Below are 22,943 nucleotides of genomic sequence, written 5' to 3' on the forward strand. Positions count from 1 at the left end.
GCAATCATCTTCAGCACGTCTGCTTTAAAAGTCGCGTCGTATTTACGCCTTTTAAGGGGGGTGTTTTTAGGCTGCATGTTCTTGCAAGTTAAGCAAGTTCACTGTGCCGATTTATTGGACCATCTCAGTATTCTGATTTAGTTGAGGTATCTAGTGTTCAGAAAAGCTTGTTAGTAGAAGTGAGTAAACGTATCCAAAAGGTTCGAAGGGATTTACGTCAACATGCTAAAATAGAATTTCAGGGAAAACTAAAGGTTGATCTGGCCCTGGACTTAAAATTCAGTTTCCTGAAAATTCTTAGCGACCGTACTAAAAATGAGAAGAAATATCAGTTCCATCTGCTCAAAGTGTTGCCTCAGATTTACACCGACACGTACTACGACGATCCTCTGCTGTTACCGGCCTTTATTGAAAAAGTAGAAAACAACATCCGAAACGGAGGACAAGGTTTTTCCACCTTTAAGTATGATTTCTATTTTCTGATGCTCATCCAAAAACAAGATAACCTTATGCAGATTACCGAAACCAAAAGTTACGCCATTGGACAGTATCTCGGCACGATGGCGAAACAATTTGCCGCCTGGCGGGACGACTGTCCTATTAAGTCGTTCGAGAAAAGCTACGTGGGTAACCTAACACGTCGCATTTCATCGCTGGACGATGTAGCAGCTTTTTGTGATTTTTTAAACCAAAAGCTGACGATCCATGAACGGCTCTATCCCGATGTAAAAAATGCTTTTTTGAATCTAACCGCATTACTCCGACAGTTCGACGAGCGGTACAATAAACACCATTGTTCACTTGGCTTTTTTGAAAGCTACTACACGATCGACCGTAAAGAAAAAGAAACTAAAACAGAAACAACCACCAACTAAACTTAGTAACTGATGGCAACTATTACCGAAAAATCAGAACTACTGTTCCTGTACGAAAGCAAATACTCGATTCCTAACGGCGACCCATTTACAGGTGAACAACGCTATGACGAAGAGACCAAGAAAATTTTAGTTAGTGATGTACGTATCAAACGCTTTATCAGAGATTATTTTGTCCAACTTATCGAGTCTGGTGCAAAACCGGACTGGGACGTATATGTTATCAATTCGGATAAGATTACCCAAAAAGCAGATGAATCGGGTTCCTCTGTTCGGATAAATGCCCTTGCCAGTAAAGAGAAATACAAAGATTTTAAGGATGTTTTAACGGCCAATAAGAATAAGCGTCAGGAGGAAAAAGCTCTACAACTAATAAAGCAGTGTATTGATGTGCGACTTTTTGGTGGAATATCTACTAAAGAAGGTGCGGCTGTTAATTTAACTGGACCTGTACAATTTGCATTATTAAATCCTTCTCTTAACTCTGTTGATTTACGTATTCACCAGAATACGTCTGTTTTTTCATCAAGTGCAGAGAAATCGCGCGGAGCTATTGGCACAACCACGGTCGTACCTTTTGCCTTATGTCAGATTCACGGATGGATTAACCCTTTTTCTGCAAAGTTGAGCGGCTTAACCGATGATGACGTGCTGGAGATGTTGAAAGCACTCTGGAACAGCGTTAACAACGCCAATACACGTAGTAAATCGAATCAAAGTTCTCTACTGTTGCTTCAGATTGTGTACGCGAATCCAACGGATAAACTTTATGGAATTGATCGCTTCGTGCAATTAAGCGAGAAAAATGCCGATGGTTCATTACGGAAACGGGATGAAGAATTACGTGACTTAGACGATTGCCCATTTGATTTCAGTAGACTGGTTAATGCCCTAGAATCAACGAAGGTGTCTGAAATTCGATACTACACCGAGGTTCCTGAGATTCAGACGCAGTTGGCAGCTATCGGTGGCAAATTGCGTCCATTAGCTCTATTTGATATGGTATGAGAGGGGCATTGATTGGTATAACAGGAAACTGGGCGCACTTCCGCAAACCCGAAACCAGCAATAACCCATTGTCGCACGATTTTATCACTAAAACAGCACTTATCGGATTGATAGGAGCTGTTTTGGGGATCGAACGTACCGAAATGAAAGCTTTGTTTCCGCAGTTAAGCGACGATTTACTATATGGGGTGCAGGTTCGAAATGCCGTTCGTAAACAGTCGTGGGGATTTACAAACCGTTCTGTTAGTGATGCTTTTGCAAAAGCGCCTAAGCAAATGGAACTCATCCGAGATCCAAGTTATTATGTCTTGCTCGGCCTGGCTAATGAACGATCAGCCAGTTTATTCGATCAGTTTATTACGCACATAAAAGCGCAGGAAGCTCATTTTACGCCCATACTTGGTCTGCATAACTGTCCTGCTGAATTGAAGTTTGTGCGACAGGGAACAATCGATTTTGTGGCCGATGGACCGTTTGAGACGAAGGGTTTTATTGAAAAAGAGCAACTGAAAGTGTCGGAAAACTTCCGGATTGGTTTTGAACGGATTCCATCCTATCAAAATGATGATTTCTGGAATCTGCCAGATAAGTACAAACAGGTTGTCTATCCATCGGAAACAGAGACGCGACAACGTAGCTTATCGGCTACAGGACCACACTACATCTTTACCGACCAAAGCCAATGGGTACTGATCTGAATTTCAATTCGCACCCCAACAAATTATTGGAAGTACATATTGAGGGCGTTTTGCGAAAAGCACGCAAACGTACCTCAATGCCATTGGCTGAACAAGCGGTTTTGTTTCATGATCTGGGTAAAATCAATCCTAATTTCCAGGATAAATTAGAACCATGCAAGAAAGTCAAACCATCTGCTTATAGCCAGCATTCATATCTGTCAGTGTTAGCGTTTTTGAATTACGTATCAATAAACAGTGCGGAATTCAAGAGATTGATGAGAGCGGAGGATAATATGCAACTCCGAATCGACATACTCCGAATGGTTGCTATCATAGCCCGGCATCACGGCCACTTGCCGGATTTTGATAAAATTCTTAATTCTGAACCTAAAGATGCATTAGTAGAGTTTGTCAGGTCTTTAAAAGAAGAGTTGCCAATGTCTGCTTTTTACCAACACCGATTAAGTCAGACCCATCAATCATTCAAACTAACGGATAATAAGAGGCTTTTCGACCTTACTTATTTTACGGAGCAGAAAGGTGTACCCGAGTACTGGCAACAGAATGCACTAGCTTATTTTATGGATACGCAGTTTTCGTTTGCGGCTCTGATTGAAGCAGATAAACGGGACGCGGGCAATAATGAAATCTATTTCTGCGACGAGCAACAGTTAATATCTAAATCTAAGCTAGAGCAGTCTTTAGCGGTGCGCTTTCAAGGTTTCAGACCAATATCAGCCCTCAATCAGTTAAGAACTCAAATTAAAAACGCTGCCTTAGTCGGCTTAGCGGACGGGTTGGCTAAAGGTAATCGGGTATTTACACTGACAGCCCCCACGGGATCAGGTAAAACATACATGTTGCTAGCACTGGCCAGTGCTATTCAGCAGCAGTACCCAACTATGGGAATTATGTATTGCCTGCCTTTTTTATCTATAACAGAACAGGTAGAAAGCATTTGCCGGGAATTACTCAACCAATCGGATAAGGAAGAAGAACCACAGAGCGGAGTGTTGTCTGTTAACTCTAAAGCGATCAATGATCGTATTGAAGCGTTACAGAAGGAGTTGGAAGATAATCCCTCCAATGAAAAACTACAGAAATTAGTACAGGAAATTTTCTCGGAACAGACCTTTGACCACCCGTTTATCATCACGACATTCGTTCAGTTCTTCGAGACATTGATGAGTAACAGAAATGCTACGCTTCTCAAACTGCCTAATTTCAGCAAGCGTATTTTTCTGATTGATGAAATTCAGGCATTACCACCCCGGCTGTATATCTTTTTTACAGCCTGGTTAGATGAGTTTTGCCGACGATTCGACTCGTTCGCTATTCTATCGACGGCCACTATGCCCCATTTCACTATCAACAGCAAATCAGAAGTGCCGTTGCTCCGTAAACCGGATGAGCTTTTTAAGCAGTTTATATTACCACATCCGTTATTTGATCCTGTTCCGTTTTTCGCTGCAGATACGTTTAACCGTTATCGAATTAATTGGCTGGAGCCTGATCCGTTTACACTAGATGATCTGGAAGGACACTTAGCAAGACAAACTGAATCTTGCCTGATTATTTTGAACACTATCCGCGATTCGCGTGACTTGTATGAGCGTTTGAAGGACCAGAGGAATGTTTATCTACTCAATACTCATTTCCTGCCAGTTGACCGACGTACTAAAATTGAACGCATCAAACAGCATCTGAAATTAGGCGAGAAAGTAACGTTAATTTCGACACAGCTTATTGAAGCAGGGGTAGATATAGATTTCCCTGTGGTTTACAGAGATTTGTGTCCACTGCCAAGTTTGATCCAGAGTGCTGGACGTTGCAATCGAAATGGAGAACTGAAAAATAATCAAAATGAATCTGTTTTAGGGCAAGTATATTCATTCCACTTAGTGGGCGAAAATGGAAAAGCCAGTGCCGAAATGATTTATCGCGATGAGGCTCGGCAATTTTTAGAGTTCAGCCGTAAATACATTCATGATGGTATTACAGAAAATGATCTGTTCTCGATTCAAAGCCAATTTTTCCAGTTCATAGCTGAAAATCTTACCGTGGGTCAGGCCAATAAGGACTTACATTTGATTGAATGTGTTAACAAAGCGGAGTTTGAGAAATTAGGCAGCTTCAAACTTATTGAAGAGCGCGAATTTGGTCATGAGTTCAGATATTTTGTGCCGAAAGACGTAACTGACAATACGTATACTCGTGCGGTTGAACTGGCTCAATTAGCTAATGATCGAAGTAAATCTTACGGCGAGAGCCGCAACTATAAAAGTCAACTTGAGCAGCAGTTGAAGCGCATTGCTGACCGAACCATTACGCTCCGGGTTTGGGACGAGAATGATGCTCCTTTGGCGGCAAATCAGCCGGAACAATTCGGGATTCGTGTTTTAGCAGATCTGTCACTTTACTCTTTTGACGAAGGATTGACACATAGTTCGAGTGCCAATGCTTTACTATAATCACCCATGCAACCCACCTACACCGACTTCCTGGCTACCATCAAAACCCGCATCCAACAGGCGCAGTATGAGGCTCGGGACGTTGTCAATCAACAACTGATCGGGCTGTATTGGGACATGAGCGGGATGATTGTGGAAAAGCAGGGATCCGACGGGTGGGGCAAATCGGTGATGGAGCAATTGTCCCAGGATTTACAGGCTGCATTTCCGGGCATCAGCGGTTTTTCGGTTGCCAACCTCTGGCGGATGCGCAATTTCTTTCTGACGTATAGGGAGTTATCAAATCTCGCACCACTGGCGCGAGAAATTGCCTGGAGGGCAGGAGTATTTCTTGGATTTGTTACTTTATCCTCAAGCTTCGTTGTCTGGTGGCTTTGGAACTGAAAATCGGGGAATTTAAACCGGAATACGAGGGAACGATGCAGTTTTATCTGGCCGTGTTGAACGATGCAGTCAGGCTACTTAAAGAAATTCAGGAACGCTTACAATCTTTGGACGTATAAAATTATGCTCCACGCCAACGCTACCCTGATCAATTACTACCATCTCTGTCACCGGAAGATGTGGCTACATGCCAACCAAATCCGGATGGAGCATACGTCGGAGGCCGTCGCCGAAGGGAAACAACTGCACGAACACGCCTATCCCCAACGCGCTGAGAAATACCGCGAAATCATTCTCGACGGGTCCAAAATCGACTTTTATGATCCGTATGACAAGGTGGTGCACGAGATCAAGAAGTCCGATAAGCTGGAGCATTCGCACGTGGCGCAGGTGCAGTTTTACTTGTATCTGCTCCGGCGCAATGGGGTCGAGGGAGCCACGGGTCTGATCGAATACCCCAAACTCCGCCAGACTCAAACCGTGCAACTGGCCGAGGAGGAAGTGTCGATGGTGGAGTCGTGGGTGCGGGATATTGAACGGATTGTAACCTCCGAACGGTGTCCGGATCGTATTGCGCGGAGCAAATGCCGGTCGTGCAGTTATTTTGATTTTTGTTACGCAGCCGAGGAGCCATGAAACAGCCCAAATATTTGTTCAATCCGGGCCGGATGAGTCGGCAGGATAACACGCTCAAGTTTACGCCGGTGGATGAGGAGGGTCGTGAGGGCCAGCCGCGTTTTCTTCCCATCGAGCAGGTCGGCGATTTGTATGTATTCGGGAGTCTGGATGCCAATTCGGCGCTGTATAATTTTCTGGGACAGGAAGGCATCGCGGTGCATTTTTTCAACTATTACGAACACTATACCGGGTCGTTTATGCCGCGGGAGTACCTGCTGGCTGGTAAGATGCAGGTGGATCAGACGAAACACTACCTGTCGGCCAAAAAGCGGATCGAGATTGCCCGGCGGTTTGTGGAAGGGGCGGCCAACAACATCCTGCGGGTGCTGAAATACTATGAAAACCGGACCCGATCGACCGTCGATTGTGCGGATGCTACGCTGTCGGAGGCTGTTTTGACGGTCGAACGGTTGTTGGCGGCTGTGCCTTTGGCAACGGACATACCGATGCTGATGGGCATTGAAGGGAATATCCGGCAGACCTACTACGACACCTTCGACGCCATTGTGGGGGCCACGTTCTGTCTGGAGGGTCGGAGCAAACGCCCTCCCAAAAATGAACTGAATGCCTTGATTTCGTTCGGGAATATGCTCTGTTACACCGCTTGCCTGAGCACGATTTACCACACGCAGCTAAACCCGACAATCAGTTTTCTGCACGAACCCGGGGCGCGCCGGTATTCGCTGGCGTTGGACATTGCCGAAGTTTTCAAGCCCATTCTGGTCGATCGGCTGATTTTCCGGATGATCAACAAACGGCAGTTGCAGCCCTCGGATTTTCGGGTCGAAATTGGCGGTTGCGTGATGAGGGAAGCCGCCCGCAAGCGGTTTGTGCAGGGGTTTGATGAGCAGTTGAAGGAAACCATCAAGCACCGGGTGCTGGGGCGGAGTGTGAGCTACCGGCACCTGATCAAGCTCGAGTGCTACAAATTGCAGAAGCATTTGCTGGGTGTGGAAGAATACCGGCCCTTCAAGGCGTGGTGGTAAGTTTTATTGTTGAATGAGCGAATGAGTGATTGAGTGAATAGCCATCCGGCAGCCATCATTCGCTCATTCACAAGTCACTCATTGCATTATGTACGTAATTTTGGTGTATGACATGGAGCAGAAGCGCATCGGGAAGATGCTCAAACTCTGTCGGCGGTATTTGAACTGGATTCAGAACTCGGTTTTTGAGGGAGAGATCACGGAGGTGCAATTGAAGGAATTGCTGTACGAAGCCCGGCGGATCATGAACGAAGAGGAAGACAGCCTGATTCTGTTTAAAAACCGGGATCAGCGGTGGCTGGAAAAGGAAATCGTCGGACAGGAACGCAGTCGGATTGATGATTTTCTTTAGGATGCTGGTCGTCGACCGGCCAAAACCGTTCCTTGACATGCTGTGCAAAAAAGCAGGCTTGAACGCTAGATAGGTTTCAAGGGGCTGATAATCAATATGTCGTCGATCGGCGGGCTTTTTTATAGTATTGCCGGTCGACGATAATTCTCCTGTTTTTGAAGAAGCAAAAATTGCATCCAGGCTTCTCAAAGCCTATTTTTTTGCTTTACTTTTACGGCTTCTAATCGTACCTGTGTGGAATTGAAATTCACTTTCGTTCCCACGACCGGCGTGGGCGTGGTGGTACTTCTAATCGTACCTGTGTGGAATTGAAATTACTTTCAAACAACTTGGATTAGGAGAACGCAAATGCTTCTAATCGTACCTGTGTGGAATTGAAATACAAGGACGGCTCGGGACTGATCTGGTTTGATCTGGTCTTCTAATCGTACCTGTGTGGAATTGAAATTTGATGACCCGGTGCGGCCCCGGCTGTTCGCGCTGGACTTCTAATCGTACCTGTGTGGAATTGAAATAAAACCACAAGTTCCTGATGCATCCGTTCTTCGGGCTTCTAATCGTACCTGTGTGGAATTGAAATTCGGTAGCGTTGGCATAAGTTGCCGAGCTTTACCATCCTTCTAATCGTACCTGTGTGGAATTGAAATTTGATTCGATTTCGCACGAATGGGAGGGCACGGGCCTTCTAATCGTACCTGTGTGGAATTGAAATCTATGATGGGTTGATTGAGAGCCATTCGGTGACTGTCTTCTAATCGTACCTGTGTGGAATTGAAATATCTGGAAACGGACGAAATAACGCTCGGTATTCGGGCTTCTAATCGTACCTGTGTGGAATTGAAATCAGCCTCGAGCAACCAGGCCAATGCGGGCAAGTCCACTTCTAATCGTACCTGTGTGGAATTGAAATAACAAGCCATTTTGCAATCCAAATGCCATACCATCACTTCTAATCGTACCTGTGTGGAATTGAAATCCCTACATGTTCGATAATGGGACTTTCCAGCGACGACTTCTAATCGTACCTGTGTGGAATTGAAATCATGTATTTCATCGAAGTCACTCACAACCCCAACGGCTTCTAATCGTACCTGTGTGGAATTGAAATACGAAGAGGGCAAGCCGGTTTACTACAAGATTAAGACTTCTAATCGTACCTGTGTGGAATTGAAATAAACCTGGAATGGCTGGAAGTACAAAGGGTCGGCAGCCTTCTAATCGTACCTGTGTGGAATTGAAATACGGCTGGATATCATCAAGCGACAGGGGCTCCGATTCCTTCTAATCGTACCTGTGTGGAATTGAAATGGTTTTCCGCTAAGCCCAGATCGATCATGTGCTTGACTTCTAATCGTACCTGTGTGGAATTGAAATGAGATTGGGGGCTGAATAGCAAGTTTACGTTTAGTTCTTCTAATCGTACCTGTGTGGAATTGAAATAGGTTCCTATATAGGTATAACCGGCCGGGTCAGTGCTTCTAATCGTACCTGTGTGGAATTGAAATGAGTCGCTGAACTATTCAAAAACACCGACTATTCACTTCTAATCGTACCTGTGTGGAATTGAAATACGGGAATGCCGGGGAAATTGGCCCGCATCTCGGTCTTCTAATCGTACCTGTGTGGAATTGAAATTTGGTCACGCCGGGGACGGTCATGACCGATGCGAGTCTTCTAATCGTACCTGTGTGGAATTGAAATCAGCAATGACAAAAATGCACATCAGAAGGATGGCCGCTTCTAATCGTACCTGTGTGGAATTGAAATGCATCTGATCAAGGACCAGATGCAGCATCACGGAACTCTTCTAATCGTACCTGTGTGGAATTGAAATCCCGGTACTTGCTGCGCTTGGGTTTGGTCAGGGCGCCTTCTAATCGTACCTGTGTGGAATTGAAATACATTACCCCACCGTCTACCAATCCGCTCCTGCTGCCTTCTAATCGTACCTGTGTGGAATTGAAATAGCCGTACCTGGGCATTGGCCAGGTCGATATTGTTGCTTCTAATCGTACCTGTGTGGAATTGAAATGCGGTACGTTGCCCTCCATTTCTTCGATCTCGGGCCTTCTAATCGTACCTGTGTGGAATTGAAATAGGGTAGGGGAGGAATGGTGGCCTGAATCGGATCAACCTTCTAATCGTACCTGTGTGGAATTGAAATTAATAATGGTCATGCAGGTATAACACGTTTCAGATTCTTCTAATCGTACCTGTGTGGAATTGAAATAACACGCTTGATAACGAACTCATCGCCGTACTGAATACTTCTAATCGTACCTGTGTGGAATTGAAATTTTCAATTGGGTGTTCCCAATACCGGTCTGCATCACTTCTAATCGTACCTGTGTGGAATTGAAATACCTGAAGGTGGTTTTTCACCGGCTGCCCGTCGATCCTTCTAATCGTACCTGTGTGGAATTGAAATGATTGCTCAATGGGGGTGGTGATGCCCGTTCCGGACTTCTAATCGTACCTGTGTGGAATTGAAATGCTTGCAGGTCGCGTGTGTCAGCTGGTTTCGGATGCACTTCTAATCGTACCTGTGTGGAATTGAAATTTCTGGCGTGGGTTGCCATCATCGGAACTATCCTGACTTCTAATCGTACCTGTGTGGAATTGAAATTCACTTTGGCAAGTCAAGCAACTTCATGCAAAAAATCCTTCTAATCGTACCTGTGTGGAATTGAAATTTCCTTTCGAGATTTGGGCAATGCTGGCCCCGGACACTTCTAATCGTACCTGTGTGGAATTGAAATAATGTCATATGCGTCGGTCCGCGCTAGCGGGTGTGCCTTCTAATCGTACCTGTGTGGAATTGAAATGGGGCTGGTCGGGCGGGGGGCCTATCGAAACCAAAACTTCTAATCGTACCTGTGTGGAATTGAAATGTTTCCCGCACGATCAATGAACTATCCTGGGTGCCCTTCTAATCGTACCTGTGTGGAATTGAAATACCGATGGAAGTCTAGGCGATCAAGTGGAGCGCAAACCTTCTAATCGTACCTGTGTGGAATTGAAATGTCTTTCCGGTCAACTGATTGGCCAGAATCTACACTTCTAATCGTACCTGTGTGGAATTGAAATCTGTCCACAACTGCACCATTTCGTTGCTGTAGACAATCTTCTAATCGTACCTGTGTGGAATTGAAATCGCTTTTGGGCGTATTCTTTTGGGGTGATTTGCCTCACTTCTAATCGTACCTGTGTGGAATTGAAATACCTCACCGCTGCCGACATTTGGAACCGGTTGCTGTCTTCTAATCGTACCTGTGTGGAATTGAAATGAAAAAGTTCGGGTCTACAGCAACTCCAATCCGGGCTTCTAATCGTACCTGTGTGGAATTGAAATGGCCACAAATTCGTTGTTCAGCTGGCGGCTAAACCTTCTAATCGTACCTGTGTGGAATTGAAATCTTTTGGTCGGCCCGAAATCGCGTCGTGATAGTGCGGCTTCTAATCGTACCTGTGTGGAATTGAAATTTCAATCCTACTTAAACAAGAAAAACCTCTAATGGCACTTCTAATCGTACCTGTGTGGAATTGAAATTTAATTCCGCCACGCACTTGATTACTGAAGCCTATCCTTCTAATCGTACCTGTGTGGAATTGAAATGTTTCTGACCGATACGGGGATTGAGAGCTGTTACGATCTTCTAATCGTACCTGTGTGGAATTGAAATATCAGCATCAAATCCTGCCCTGGCGCGTTGAGGACTTCTAATCGTACCTGTGTGGAATTGAAATGGCATATTTCATTACCGCCCGGATTTTCTTAAGGGCTTCTAATCGTACCTGTGTGGAATTGAAATAAAGCTTAGAAAAGCAATCGAGTACACGAAAGGGCCTTCTAATCGTACCTGTGTGGAATTGAAATAATGTCATATGCGTCGGTCCGCGCTAGCGGGTGTGCTTCTAATCGTACCTGTGTGGAATTGAAATGTGGTCGGGTCAAAGTGGGACTTTTCGCCCAGCTCGCTTCTAATCGTACCTGTGTGGAATTGAAATGGGTTGAATGAAATCACCTTCACCGACCCGTACGCGCTTCTAATCGTACCTGTGTGGAATTGAAATATGAGGAAGTTCAACGTTGCGACTCGAATTTCATGCTTCTAATCGTACCTGTGTGGAATTGAAATAAATAGCCGGGTCGGGTTGCAATTTCCAGCGGTTTTGCTTCTAATCGTACCTGTGTGGAATTGAAATGTGATTGGGGCTGTGGTCAACAACCTGCAAACGGGCCCTTCTAATCGTACCTGTGTGGAATTGAAATGTTCAACCAGCTCCCACAAACTGGGACGGTGCCGGCTTCTAATCGTACCTGTGTGGAATTGAAATGAAATTGATGCGTTCGTTGATGGGCAGGTCCTGGATCTTCTAATCGTACCTGTGTGGAATTGAAATACAAAAAGAGCGTGAATGTATACGGTTTCCTGCGTGCTTCTAATCGTACCTGTGTGGAATTGAAATCCCACATCCATCATGCTGCGGGCCCCGGTGCCGCTCTTCTAATCGTACCTGTGTGGAATTGAAATGGAAAAACGTGTAGGGGAAAACGCCCGGCTGCTGGCCTTCTAATCGTACCTGTGTGGAATTGAAATATTCGAAAAAGGGTTGATAAAAAAAGGATCGTATAAACTTCTAATCGTACCTGTGTGGAATTGAAATCATGGTGTATGGCCGACACCAGAAAGTTCTGGAGCTTCTAATCGTACCTGTGTGGAATTGAAATAAACTAACCCCGTTCAGCGTATCAGCCAGCAGGGCTTCTAATCGTACCTGTGTGGAATTGAAATTGTTCAGGTCGCCCGTGTTCAGGTTGCCCGTGTTCCCTTCTAATCGTACCTGTGTGGAATTGAAATACCTTTACCGGGACTCCAACGGTCCCGACGGCGGCCACTTCTAATCGTACCTGTGTGGAATTGAAATGTTCTGGAAGGGGCCGGACGGCGAGGGCATCACCGGCTTCTAATCGTACCTGTGTGGAATTGAAATGGATTATACCGGCAGCACGGTAACCGAAATCTACCACTTCTAATCGTACCTGTGTGGAATTGAAATGGATTATACCGGCAGCACGGTAACCGAAATCTACCACTTCTAATCGTACCTGTGTGGAATTGAAATTATCTCTTAATGGATACAAATTTAGACATTTATCCTTCTAATCGTACCTGTGTGGAATTGAAATGGGGCTGAACGAGTTCCACGTCTCGGACGGGGATGGCTTCTAATCGTACCTGTGTGGAATTGAAATATTGCTGTTCGATGGCGGGGTCCGCTCCCACATTGCCTTCTAATCGTACCTGTGTGGAATTGAAATTCGGCTTTGAAGCGGGCACCTTCCGGGGCAACCAGGCTTCTAATCGTACCTGTGTGGAATTGAAATGCATTACCACGGGGGCTACCGCCAACAGCACGGATGCCTTCTAATCGTACCTGTGTGGAATTGAAATAAAAGCTGTAATACCACTGTTGGAAGGCAGCACGAAGATCGTGGGTTTATGACGGCTTCTGGTATGGGATGTTACGTCGGAGGGCCAAAGTACTTTCTTTTTCAACGATATAAACAGTTTACTTACAAGCTGGTTAGCTAAAGGGCGGAGGCACGGCAGGAGGAAGTTGCAATTTACTGAACGTTTTGTTTGTCTATTTCATGAGTGACGTATCAACAACGGATAAACCTGCGCGTCCCTTTTCATTGTATCTCCTGATTTTAACCCAACTTTGTTTTGCGGGTGGGGGGCTACAGGGTGGCTGGCGGTTGATTTCGGATCCTACCGGGCGCTGCCTGGGTCTTCCGGCTGAACTTTTAAATAGCTTTCCCGTCCACAACTTCCTGTTCCCGGGCATTTTTATTCTGACCATGTTTGGGCTGGCGCCGTTAGTGCTGGCCTATGCCTTATGGATCAACCTGCAGATCCCGTTGGCCCAGACGCTCGTTAAAGGGTACCACTGGGCTTGGGGGGCTTCGGTCGGTTTAAGCCTTTTGCTCCTGCTGTGGACCGGAATCCTTATTGGGATGGTCGGCTACCGTGTCCATTATCAGCTCATTGATGGGCTAATGGCCCTTTTAATGATTAAGCTTCAATTGCTGCCTTCCGTACGCAAAGCCATGATCCGGCCTGAAAGTCCCTGAACTTTTCCGGACCTTTAATCTGCCTTCCGGACACCGGACGGATAAAAGTCCCGCGAATTCAGTAAATTTTCGGGTACGGTTAGTTCACCGGTTGGCGGATCAATCAAGCCGTTGCGTTCGTCTTCGATGTTAGTTGCCTGCGTATAAATATCCCCGGCAATGGGGTGTTGGCGTAATTCATGCTTGAAGAGCCGGATGCGTTCCGCCCGTTCAGAGCCTTCGTGGGGGCCTCCATAGTCGGCAAAACCAAAACCGCCCCACTCGCTGATCACCAGAGGCACCTGTTTCCGGTAGAAAAAAGGATCGCCCACCACGAGCGGTAAGACGGCTACGTCCGTCAGCTTGCCCGCAGAAATCCGGGTAAGCAACTCCCGCCAGCGCTCCGGGTCCGGCGTGTAGAGGTGCGCCGTCAGCAAGTCCGATTTCAGCCGTCCTTCGAAGGAAACATGCTGCCAGCCATCGTTACCAACCACCAGAAATTGCGGATGCGCCAGTTGCATGTAGTGATACATATCCATAATATACCGGCGCGTATCCGGGTTGGTCGCAATATCCTGAGCGCCCCAGTCTTCGTTATACAGACTCCAGATGACCACCGAGGGGTGGGTGCCGATCAGCGCCACCATCCGCAACAATTCGGCCCGGTGGTTTTCCCGGCTTCGAGCCGTAGAGACGTGCGGGCTCGGTACTTCCACCCACAACAGCAGCCCCAGCTCATCGGCTAGGTTATAAATCCGCGGATCAATCCCGGCAATATGAACCCGCACCAGGTTGCACCCCAGCGCTTTCATGGCCCGCATGTGCCGCTGCATTTCCTCAAAGGTGGCCGTACCGGGTTGATAGAGAATGCCATCCAGATAAACCGGTTCATTGTTCAGGTAAACGTAGCGTCCCCGGGCTTCTATTTTTCGCAGGCCGAAATGCGTTTCAATCTGGGCGGCATACCCTTCCTGATCGATCAGTTGGGCGACGAGTTTGTAGCGGACCGGGTTTTCGGGTGACCAAAGCTGGGCATCGTCCAGATCCAGCACCACCCGCTGCTGCTTTTGCCCGGCGGCCAGGCGCAAGGGATAGTCGGAGGTGCGCAGGGGGGATGTCGATCCCGGCGCAAAGGCTTGCAACCGCAGTACGTAGTCGCCCGGATCATGAATCCGGGTGGTCAGGCTGAAACGGACGAGTCGGTCTTCCACAATGCTGACGACACCAGCGCGGGAGCGCAACCGGTTGCGCTCAACGGTTTCCAGCCACACACTGCGGACGGCTCCCGTGTAGGTCTGGTACCAGATTCCTCCGCGCTTATAAACGTGCGATTCCTGTTTGCCCCGCGGAATTTCGGCATCCATCGTATCGGCAATGCGCACCGTGAGCCGGTTTGTCGGGCGCAGACATTCTTCCGGTAGTTCATACGAGAATGATGTATATTCCCCAAAGTGTACCTCTTCATCTTCGATGGTACGGAGCGGGTGGCCGTTGAGCCAAACGCGGGTTTCGTAGCCACAGGCTCCGAAGGTAAGCTGGATCATCGACCGGGTTGAGGTTTCGGTGCGGGTGGGCGCAGGAAAGTCGCGTTCATACCAGGCAACCACCTTATCGTTCCAGCCCGTAACCCCAGCCTGCCCTTTGGCCTGCGCCAGATGGGCTTCAATGGAACCGGGCCAGTGGGCGGTGCCTTCAAACGAATGGCCTAAACACCAGCGTTCTTCCATTCCCCGATCGTCGGGATCGAGTGAAAACCGCCATTCCCCGTCGAGCAACAGGTAATCATTGGGCCGTAAAACCGCTCTGGGTAGTTGATTAACCGGCTCGGCGACTTCGGGCTGGCTCGCTGAAAGCCCGGTATTCGGATGTTTTAACTCCATACGAAACGTGATACTGTGAAAATAGCTGCACCAGGAGTCCCCACGGTTTTAAGGTCCTCTATCGGGTGGGTAAGCAGCCAGATCCCTGGCCGGTACCCGGTTTTTGATCCGGTTCAAAACGGCAACCCTTTCAGGGTCTCATAATCACCCACGGCGTGCAAATACAGGAAGTGGGCCATACTTCTCGTTCATTTTCCCGTCAATCAGAACCACCAGAATCGAAACCGCATGGCCTTAAAATATAACGGAGTAAGTACCGCGCCGGGTATAACGTTTCTGAATCGCCTGAGTATGAGCCTGGTTGATCCGCAGTGCCTGCGGCCAGTACTTTCAAAGAGTTAGATGAACTTCATTTCCGGTACGGTTTGCCACCAGCCCAGGCCGGGCGGGACCAGCTTACCCGGTTTTTGACCCGTAGCGAGCCGGTGTACCAGACGGGCCAAAAGCGTCGGTTGCAAGTGCCCTGCCCGGACATCGAAGACGCCCGCTTCGTAGTGGCCTTCCTGCCGGGTCAGCAGGGAGTCCCAGTCGTACGAACCCAGCAGCGCCCAGGCCGTAACCGCCCGAACGTCAACCCCGGCTTTCCGCGCTTCCTCCGTTTGCTGCCAGACCTCAAGGAGCCAGCGCATCTGCTCATCGACCGTGCACCCCAGGTGGGCTTCGGTGACGGCAATCGGTAACCCATACCGTTCCCAGGTTTGCCGGAGCAGTCCGCCCAGGCCCGTTCGTTGCTCCGGTGCTGCCCGGACCACTTCCGTGTCTACGTAGCGGTGCCGGTTGTTGCCACCCCACTGGTGAGCCGGGTACTGCCAAAGCTGCTCATCCAGATAGCGCTCACTGGTAATGTAATGGTTGACCCCGATCACGGAAGGCGGGGTCGGATGGTCGCTAAAATAGGCCAGCTCCTGCTGGGAGATGCCCGCCCAGCGAAGATAATCCCAGAGCGGATGATGGTCGGTAACGCGCCCGCAGAGTAAATCCCAGGTCAGCCACCGGCGATGGTTCTCCCACTCCGCCTGATACGCGAGCAGGGGCGTACTGTGCACCTGGCCCAGGTCATCGGTCTGGATTAACTGGGCCTGGGGCTGCACCTGCCGGATTTGCTGCATGCTCAAAACCGTCGCCCTGCATTGCCGGAGCAGGATTTCGGCAAATACCCTGACGTTTGTTTTATGCGGAAACCAGTGCCCGTATAAACCCGAAAACCGGGCGGTTGTCAGGGGTTCGTTAACGGGGGTATAGGCGTCAACCCAGGGATATCGCTCGGCCACCTGCCGGGCAAACCGGGGGAGTTGCTGTTCGAAATTCGGGCCGTTAAACGTGGCATAGCGGGGGCCGCACCCGTGATGCACCAGCCCGACGATGGGCCGGATCGCCAGTTGGCGCAGCAGCCCCAGGCGCTCATCCGTCCAGCGCCAGTCCGGTTGATCGATCCGCTCCGGTGCCGTGCGCTCCCAGAGGATGGGGTAGCGCAGGGTTTTCAGACCCAGTTCGGCAATCCGAACCAAATCGTCGGCCCGGTGGTGATGCCCGCTACGCTGCAGTTGATCCTGATAGCTATTGCCCACCCGGTTGACCGTACACTCAATGCCTCCCCAGAGCGCTAGCGGCTGCGATACCGAACTCCCGGGGGCTGCGGGACCGGCTTGCTGGCTCATGCGGAAAAGGTCGGTTGGGTGGCGGGCGAAACGGCGCTCTTTACCGCCAGTTGCCCTTCAATCAACCCCAGCATCGCCTGCCAGGTCTGCTGCCAGGATTGTTGCCGCAACTGCGCATCGACACCTGCCCATTCGGGCATCGGCTGGTTTTGCAGAATCCGCTCAATTGCCTGTTCGAACGCCCGGACGGAATCGGCAATCTGAACCGGACCGCAGGCCCCGTAGGTGGTAATCACATCCCGGATAGGCGTCGAAACGACCGGCAGGCCGGCGGCCAGGTATTCCGGTGTTTTGGTGGGGCTAATGTAGCGCGTGGACTCGTTGAGGGCAAACGGCAACAGCGCCACCTGCCAATGACTGAAATAGGCGGGCAGATCCCCGTACGACTTCATGCCCAGGTAATGCAGGTTTGGGCCCTGTGGCAGGGTCCCCGGATCGATTTTAACGATGGGCCCCAGCAGGATAAACTGCCAGTCGGGGTGACGATGGGCCAGGTCGCGCAAAAGAGGAAGGTCCAGTCGTTCGTCAATCACACCACTGTACCCCAGGCGTGGGCCAGCCAGCTCGCACTGATCAGCGGGGTCGGTTAGCCCCCGACGGGCTTTAACAAAGTGCTCATAATCAATGCTGCTGGGGAAGGGGTGGACCGAAGGATTCAATTTCTGTTTGGCTTCGAATAAACTATAGCCGCCCGTAAAAACCAGGTCGGCCCGCTGCATCAACTGCCTTTCCTGTTCCCGCAACTGGGGTGAAGCTCCCTGAAACGCCGAAAGCTCATCCATGCAGTCATACACCGTCAACTGCGGCATCAGGTGATCCGTAAACAGCAGCGCCATCGGCGTATAATACCAGGTTAAATAATCGGCAATACCGTGTTGACCCAGCAGGTCATTCAACCAGCACCGTTGCTGATCGATGGCGGTTTCCGGCGAGGTTTCCGGCGAAAAATGGGGGATAACAAGCTGGAGTTTCGGACTGACGGAACGAACCTCCAGCCAGTCATGATCATCGCCGACGGGCTCTTCCCAAAACCAGACCCGGAAATGTTGACTGGCTCGACTCAATAAATGCTGCGGCCGCTGGTACACAAAGTCCCAGCGCAGATGGGAAAAACAGAGTAAATCCTGGAGGTCATAGACGGATGAAAAGGATGGTTCCTGATTCGATACGAGAAATTTGGACAAAGGATTCAGACCTGCTTTGAGACCCGCAATCGTTGGATGATTCGACATGATGTACTGATTTAAATGTCCTCAATGGACCACTGCCTGGCAACCTACAGGTTCTGATTCGTTGTTGGGAAATGATCATACTTTCTTTAACCCACTTCGGATGGGGTATGTCTGCTCAGGAACCGTTCAAGTTAGGAAACGGTCCTCCGCCGAATACGGCTTTTGGGGAAGCCAGGGGTAATCATTTTCCAGCTAGTAAAAACATCAGCGAGTCGCCCCGCTGCCGATCGCCGTCCACGGGCCCAAACGTGTGCGCCACCGGGCGGTTTTGGGAAAAACCGGTTTAGAAAAACCGTATTTACGAGGCCGCTCGCTCAGATATACCCTGCGTAGCCGCCTAAACAAGCGTCTGGCTGGTTATAGAAAAATGCGGATGCTACGGGGCAGTAAACCCGCCCCCAAAATCATCCATTCAAGGCGTTTAAGCGTACGATTGGCATATGTTAAAAGGCCCACACAAACACCTCTGGTGGCAGGAGGGAGTGATTTACCAGATTTACCCCCGGTCGTTCCAGGATAGTAATGGCGATGGCATCGGCGACCTGCGGGGCATTCTCAGTCGGCTGGATTACCTGAAGGACCTGGGGGTAACGGCGGTCTGGCTGTCGCCCATCTATCCGTCGCCCATGGCTGATTTTGGCTATGATATTTCGGACTACCGGGGCATTCACCCGCTGTTCGGAACCTTCAACGACTTTACGGCCCTGCTGGAAGCGGTGCACCAGCGGGGTATGAAACTGATTCTGGATCTGGTCCCCAACCATACCTCCGATCAGCATCCCTGGTTTCTGGAATCGCGCTCGTCGCGCGAGAATCCGAAACGGGACTGGTACCTCTGGCACGACCCGCTGCCGGATGGCGCTGCCCCCAATAACTGGCTCAGCGTGTTCGGGGGCAGCGGCTGGGAATGGGATGAAGCCACCGGGCAGTATTATTACCATGCTTTCCTGAAAGAGCAGCCCGATCTGAATTGGCGCAATCCGGAGGTCCGGCAGGCCATGTTCGACGTAATGCGGTTCTGGCTCGATCTGGGGGTCGACGGTTTTCGGGTGGATGTAATGTGGCACATGATCAAGGATGAGCAACTCCGCGACAATCCCGTCAATCCGGACTACCAGCCCCACATGGCCACCTACGAGCAGTTGCTGCCGGTGTATTCGACCGACCAGCCCGAGGTGCATGACCTGGTGCTCGACATGCGGAAGGTGCTGGATGCCTACGAGGAGCGGCTGATGATCGGGGAAATTTACCTGCCCATTCACCAGCTCGTGGCCTATTACGGCATCGATGGCAAAGGGGCCCACCTGCCGTTTAACTTCCAGTTATTGCTCCTGCCGTGGGACGCCCGGCAAATTGCGGCTGCCATCGACCTGTACGAGGGCGTTCTGCCCGCTGGCGGCTGGCCTAACTGGGTGCTTGGCAACCACGACCAGCCCCGGATTACGAGCCGGGTGGGCCGGGAACAGGCCCGGGTCGCGGCCATGTTATTGCTGACGCTCCGGGGAACGCCAACCGTTTATTATGGCGATGAGATTGGCATGCGGGACGTTCCCATTCCGTTTGAGGAAGTGCAGGACCCGCAGGGGCTGAACATGCCCGATAAAAACCTCAGCCGCGATCCGGCCCGCACGCCCATGCAGTGGGATAATGGCCCGAATGCCGGTTTTACGACTGGAAAACCCTGGCTGCGGCTGGCCGACCAGTTCTCCCGGGAAAATGTGCAGGCGCAGCAGGGCGATCCGTATTCCATGCTGGCGCTGCACCGACGACTCATTGCCCTGCGGCAACGGGAACCTTCGCTGATGGTGGGCGACTATATACCGGTTTTGGCCGATACCCAACTGGTTGCTTTCATTCGGCAGGCCGAAGGTCATCCCCGGTACCTTATTATTCTGAACCTGAGTCACCGCCCCGCCTATTTTAAAGCAAAAGACCCTTCGCTCAAGGGCATCGTCGAAGTGGCAACCTACCCCGAACGGGAAGGGCAGTCCGTTGGCGAGTCCATTCAACTGAGCGGTGACGAGGGGTTCGTAATTCGATTGAATGAATGACAAAGAACCTTGGAGCCGGTTTTTCCGGACCGGAGACGGTAGTCTTTACGGTCTGGGCACCGAAAAAAAAACGCATGACCATACACCTCGTTCACCCCGTGGACCGGATGGTGCCCATGGCGAAGGACAATGACGGCTATTTCAGCGTCACCGTCGAAGGCGTCCGGCCCGGCGATCGCTATTTTTTCAGACCGGACGACGAACGGGATTATCCTGACCCAGCGTCTTATTTTCAGCCGGAAGGTGTTCATGGACCGTCGGAAGTGGTCGATCATTCGGCGTATGCCTGGCAGGATGCAACCTGGCGGGGGTTGCCGTTCGGCGACCTGGTTCTGTACGAACTGCATGTTGGCACGTTCACGCCGGAAGGCACGTTCGAAGCCATCATTCCGCGGCTGGATGCGCTGGTCGAAACCGGGATCAATGCGCTGGAAATCATGCCCGTTGCCCAGTTTCCCGGCACCCGGAACTGGGGTTACGATGGCGTCTATCTCTATTCGGTGCAGCATTCCTACGGCGGTCCCGAAGGACTGAAAAAGCTGGTCGATGCCTGCCACGCCCGGGGTATTGCGGTTTTTCTGGACGTGGTGTACAACCACCTGGGACCCGAAGGCAATTATTTCAGCCAGTTTGGCCCGTATTTTACCGACCGATACCAAACGCCCTGGGGGAACGCCATTAATTTCGACGGCGAATGGGCCGACGGTGTCCGGGATTATTTTTCCCAGAACCCGCTGCACTGGTTCGAACACTACCACATCGACGGTCTTCGCTTCGATGCCATTCATGCGGTTTTCGATGGGGGAGCGGTTTCGATCTGGGCATTGATTCACGAGAACGTCAAACGCCTGGAGCACCGCCTGGGCCGTCCGCTGCACCTGCTCGCCGAGTCCGATCTGAATGATCCGAAAGTGCTCCGAAGCCCCGAACTGGGCGGTTTTGGCTTTGACGCGCAGTGGCTCGACGATTTTCACCATGCGCTGTATGTGCTGCTCGATAAAGCAGGGAAAAGCCGGTATGGCGACTTTGGCCGGATGGAACAACTGGCCAAAGCCTACACCGACGGCTTTGTCATGAGTGGAGAATACACCGCATTTCGGAAGCGGAAATTCGGGGCGTCGTCGGCCGGTATTCCGGGCGATCGCTTCGTGGTGTTCAACCTCAACCACGACCAGGTGGGCAACCGGATTGGCGGGGAACGCTTGTCGGTGCTGGTTGATTTTGAGCGTCTTAAGGTGGCGGCTGCCGCGGTCATGCTGTCGCCGTATGTACCCCTGATTTTCATGGGCGAGGAATACGGGGAGGATGCGCCGTTTTTTTACTTCGCCGATCATTCCGAGAAAGACCTGATCCGGGCTGTCAAGGAAGGAAGGAAAGCGGAATTTGCGGCTTTTAACGCCGATGACGAACACCTCGATCCGTTTGCGGAAAGCACATTTATGGATTCAAAATTGCGCTGGGAAAACCGTACGGCGGGGAAACACCGGATCATGCTGAACTGGCACCGGACCCTGATCGGCCTCCGCCGGACCGAAGCGGTTTTGCAACATGTCGCCAAGAACGGACTCCAGGTAACGGTGCTGGGATCGGCCGGTTTGGTGCTTCACCGGCAGGACCCGGCTGGGGTAAATCACCTGCTGGCGTTATTCAATCTCTCCGAAGAGGAAGTGGCTTATCCGCTGCCCGACTGGATTTCAGGCTGGCAAAAATGCCTGGACTCGAAGGAACCGCAGTGGCTGGAAACGGCCGAAAGTGCCCCGGCGGTTTTACCCGCTGAACCTGGCCCCGGCCAGCTACTCCGGTTGCCGCCCGTCAGCGTAACGGTTTACCGGGGTGTCTCCGGGGGCCTGTGACACTACGTCGTCCGGATGGGTCAGCGGATAGCCTGTACCCATTCCTGCTTCTGGCAATGGGGGCACGGGGCCGAATCGCCGGTTCCGGCGGGTTGGGTCTGGCCGCACCAGTAACACACGTACCGATCCGTGACCACGGTCTGCTGGGCAATAAAATCGGAATCCCACTCGGGCAAAATGGACAACCCCGGTTGCGTCTCCGGGTGCTGGATGAGCGTGAACGCGCCATTGGCCTCCATATAGAGTCGCTTGACACTTCCCAACTGCAAGATTCCGCTTGAGCGCAACTGGGCAAACAACAACTCCCGCGTCATGCGGGCGCTTCTCATGTTTTCGAGCTGCAGGACGGAGTTCGCCACCAGCGTGGTGGCAATATCCTGCGAAATGCCTTCAAATTTCTCGTTCCGGGCGGCCCAGTACGAAATCAGGCGTTGCACGAAAATCACCACCAGTGCGATGATAACGGCAGGCAGCAGGCCCCGGCTGGGGTCCAGAATGGGCACCCCAATGGCGGCTGCGAGGGAAATCAGGGCGGCCATTTCGTTGCGGCTGAGCTGGGAGGCCATTCGCCGACCCATCAGCCGCATGGAACCCACCAGAATCAGGTAAACCGCAGCGACCCGCAGCAGGATTTCCAGGTAAAAAAAACCGGGCACCTCGCCCAGCAGGATGCGTTCCCAGTCGTATAAATGAATGGCGTCTTTTTCCATGAAGGTA

Annotated in this window: 16 protein-coding genes and 1 CRISPR repeat array; of the genes, 12 read left to right on the plus strand and 4 right to left on the minus strand. The window is 50.6% G+C overall.

Annotated elements, in window-relative coordinates; all coding sequences use genetic code 11:
- Positions 1-179 precede the first annotated feature (179 nt).
- The 10 genes from ACFPMF_RS00005 (at position 180) to ACFPMF_RS00050 (ending at position 13,573) form a co-directional block, all read left to right on the plus strand.
- Complete coding sequence (locus ACFPMF_RS00005) at positions 180-875, plus strand: hypothetical protein (protein ID WP_379840354.1); 696 nt, start codon at positions 180-182, stop codon at positions 873-875.
- 12 nt (positions 876-887) lie between these two features.
- On the plus strand, positions 888-1,883 hold the full coding sequence (gene cas7b / locus ACFPMF_RS00010; protein ID WP_379840355.1) for a type I-B CRISPR-associated protein Cas7/Csh2: 996 nt from the start codon (positions 888-890) through the stop codon (positions 1,881-1,883).
- Positions 1,880-2,581 (plus strand): CRISPR-associated protein Cas5, encoded by a 702-nt coding sequence (gene cas5, locus ACFPMF_RS00015; protein WP_379840356.1) that lies wholly within the window; start codon positions 1,880-1,882, stop codon positions 2,579-2,581. Before cas7b ends, cas5 begins: the two co-directional genes overlap by 4 nt.
- A complete protein-coding gene (cas3, locus tag ACFPMF_RS00020; RefSeq protein WP_379840357.1) occupies positions 2,566-5,034 on the plus strand; it encodes a CRISPR-associated helicase Cas3' in 2,469 nt (822 codons plus the stop codon). The genes cas5 and cas3 overlap by 16 nt, the downstream gene beginning before the upstream one ends.
- A 6-nt stretch (positions 5,035-5,040) precedes the next feature.
- Positions 5,041-5,418 carry a DUF1016 N-terminal domain-containing protein gene (locus ACFPMF_RS00025; RefSeq protein WP_379840358.1) on the plus strand — a complete coding sequence of 126 codons (378 nt, stop codon included), beginning with the start codon at positions 5,041-5,043 and terminating at the stop codon, positions 5,416-5,418.
- Complete coding sequence (locus ACFPMF_RS00030; RefSeq protein ID WP_379840359.1) at positions 5,403-5,537, plus strand: hypothetical protein; 135 nt, start codon at positions 5,403-5,405, stop codon at positions 5,535-5,537. Before ACFPMF_RS00025 ends, ACFPMF_RS00030 begins: the two co-directional genes overlap by 16 nt.
- Positions 5,538-5,541: 4 nt before the next feature.
- The gene (gene cas4 / locus ACFPMF_RS00035) at positions 5,542-6,054 is read left to right on the plus strand and encodes a CRISPR-associated protein Cas4 (protein WP_379840360.1); all 513 of its coding nucleotides are present in this window, start codon (positions 5,542-5,544) and stop codon (positions 6,052-6,054) included.
- Entirely contained in the window at positions 6,051-7,082 is a 1,032-nt protein-coding gene (gene cas1b, locus ACFPMF_RS00040) for a type I-B CRISPR-associated endonuclease Cas1b (RefSeq protein WP_379840361.1), read from the plus strand. Before cas4 ends, cas1b begins: the two co-directional genes overlap by 4 nt.
- A gap of 88 nt (positions 7,083-7,170) precedes the next feature.
- Entirely contained in the window at positions 7,171-7,434 is a 264-nt protein-coding gene (gene cas2 / locus ACFPMF_RS00045; RefSeq protein ID WP_379840362.1) for a CRISPR-associated endonuclease Cas2, read from the plus strand.
- Positions 7,435-7,651: 217 nt separating this feature from the next.
- A CRISPR array of direct repeats spans positions 7,652-12,890; the repeat unit is 30 nt; unit sequence CTTCTAATCGTACCTGTGTGGAATTGAAAT.
- 200 nt (positions 12,891-13,090) lie between these two features.
- A complete protein-coding gene (locus ACFPMF_RS00050; RefSeq protein ID WP_379840363.1) occupies positions 13,091-13,573 on the plus strand; it encodes a hypothetical protein in 483 nt (160 codons plus the stop codon).
- A gap of 14 nt (positions 13,574-13,587) precedes the next feature.
- Here the strand turns inward: ACFPMF_RS00050 and ACFPMF_RS00055 are convergent, their stop codons facing one another.
- The 3 genes from ACFPMF_RS00055 to ACFPMF_RS00065 all read right to left on the minus strand — a co-directional run bounded on the left by ACFPMF_RS00055 (position 13,588) and on the right by ACFPMF_RS00065 (position 18,322).
- Positions 13,588-15,432 (minus strand): glycoside hydrolase family 2 protein, encoded by a 1,845-nt coding sequence (locus ACFPMF_RS00055; RefSeq protein WP_379840364.1) that lies wholly within the window; start codon positions 15,430-15,432, stop codon positions 13,588-13,590.
- A 338-nt stretch (positions 15,433-15,770) separates the two neighbouring features.
- The gene (locus ACFPMF_RS00060; RefSeq protein ID WP_379840366.1) at positions 15,771-17,090 is read right to left on the minus strand and encodes a family 1 glycosylhydrolase; all 1,320 of its coding nucleotides are present in this window, start codon (positions 17,088-17,090) and stop codon (positions 15,771-15,773) included.
- A complete protein-coding gene (locus ACFPMF_RS00065) occupies positions 17,087-18,322 on the minus strand; it encodes a glycosyltransferase (protein ID WP_379840367.1) in 1,236 nt (411 codons plus the stop codon). Before ACFPMF_RS00065 ends, ACFPMF_RS00060 begins: the two co-directional genes overlap by 4 nt.
- 440 nt (positions 18,323-18,762) lie before the next feature.
- Between ACFPMF_RS00065 and ACFPMF_RS00070 the strand changes: the two genes are divergently transcribed.
- Both ACFPMF_RS00070 and treZ read left to right on the plus strand, forming a co-directional pair.
- Positions 18,763-20,373, plus strand: coding sequence for an alpha-amylase family glycosyl hydrolase (locus tag ACFPMF_RS00070; RefSeq protein WP_379840368.1), 1,611 nt, complete (start codon positions 18,763-18,765; stop codon positions 20,371-20,373).
- On the plus strand, positions 20,370-22,226 hold the full coding sequence (treZ, locus tag ACFPMF_RS00075; RefSeq protein ID WP_379840369.1) for a malto-oligosyltrehalose trehalohydrolase: 1,857 nt from the start codon (positions 20,370-20,372) through the stop codon (positions 22,224-22,226). The genes ACFPMF_RS00070 and treZ overlap by 4 nt, the downstream gene beginning before the upstream one ends.
- Before the next feature lie 20 nt (positions 22,227-22,246).
- Here treZ and ACFPMF_RS00080 read toward each other — a convergent pair whose 3' ends face one another.
- Positions 22,247-22,936 carry a DUF421 domain-containing protein gene (locus ACFPMF_RS00080; protein WP_379840370.1) on the minus strand — a complete coding sequence of 230 codons (690 nt, stop codon included), beginning with the start codon at positions 22,934-22,936 and terminating at the stop codon, positions 22,247-22,249.
- Positions 22,937-22,943: the final 7 nt, after the last annotated feature.

The organism is Larkinella bovis (assembly GCF_042655385.1).
In the GTDB taxonomy this organism is placed as follows: domain Bacteria; phylum Bacteroidota; class Bacteroidia; order Cytophagales; family Spirosomataceae; genus Larkinella; species Larkinella bovis.

Coding starts and splice junctions, on each gene's coding strand:
- cas5 (WP_379840356.1), top strand. CDS start 1,880: ATGAGAGGGGCATTGATTGGTATAACAGGAAACTGGGCGCACTTCCGC.
- cas7b (WP_379840355.1), top strand. CDS start 888: ATGGCAACTATTACCGAAAAATCAGAACTACTGTTCCTGTACGAAAGC.
- ACFPMF_RS00065 (WP_379840367.1), bottom strand. CDS start 18,322: ATGTCGAATCATCCAACGATTGCGGGTCTCAAAGCAGGTCTGAATCCT.
- cas1b (WP_379840361.1), top strand. CDS start 6,051: ATGAAACAGCCCAAATATTTGTTCAATCCGGGCCGGATGAGTCGGCAG.
- treZ (WP_379840369.1), top strand. CDS start 20,370: ATGACAAAGAACCTTGGAGCCGGTTTTTCCGGACCGGAGACGGTAGTC.
- cas4 (WP_379840360.1), top strand. CDS start 5,542: ATGCTCCACGCCAACGCTACCCTGATCAATTACTACCATCTCTGTCAC.
- ACFPMF_RS00055 (WP_379840364.1), bottom strand. CDS start 15,432: ATGGAGTTAAAACATCCGAATACCGGGCTTTCAGCGAGCCAGCCCGAA.
- ACFPMF_RS00050 (WP_379840363.1), top strand. CDS start 13,091: ATGAGTGACGTATCAACAACGGATAAACCTGCGCGTCCCTTTTCATTG.
- ACFPMF_RS00080 (WP_379840370.1), bottom strand. CDS start 22,936: ATGGAAAAAGACGCCATTCATTTATACGACTGGGAACGCATCCTGCTG.
- ACFPMF_RS00025 (WP_379840358.1), top strand. CDS start 5,041: ATGCAACCCACCTACACCGACTTCCTGGCTACCATCAAAACCCGCATC.
- cas2 (WP_379840362.1), top strand. CDS start 7,171: ATGTACGTAATTTTGGTGTATGACATGGAGCAGAAGCGCATCGGGAAG.
- ACFPMF_RS00070 (WP_379840368.1), top strand. CDS start 18,763: ATGTTAAAAGGCCCACACAAACACCTCTGGTGGCAGGAGGGAGTGATT.
- cas3 (WP_379840357.1), top strand. CDS start 2,566: ATGGGTACTGATCTGAATTTCAATTCGCACCCCAACAAATTATTGGAA.
- ACFPMF_RS00060 (WP_379840366.1), bottom strand. CDS start 17,090: ATGAGCCAGCAAGCCGGTCCCGCAGCCCCCGGGAGTTCGGTATCGCAG.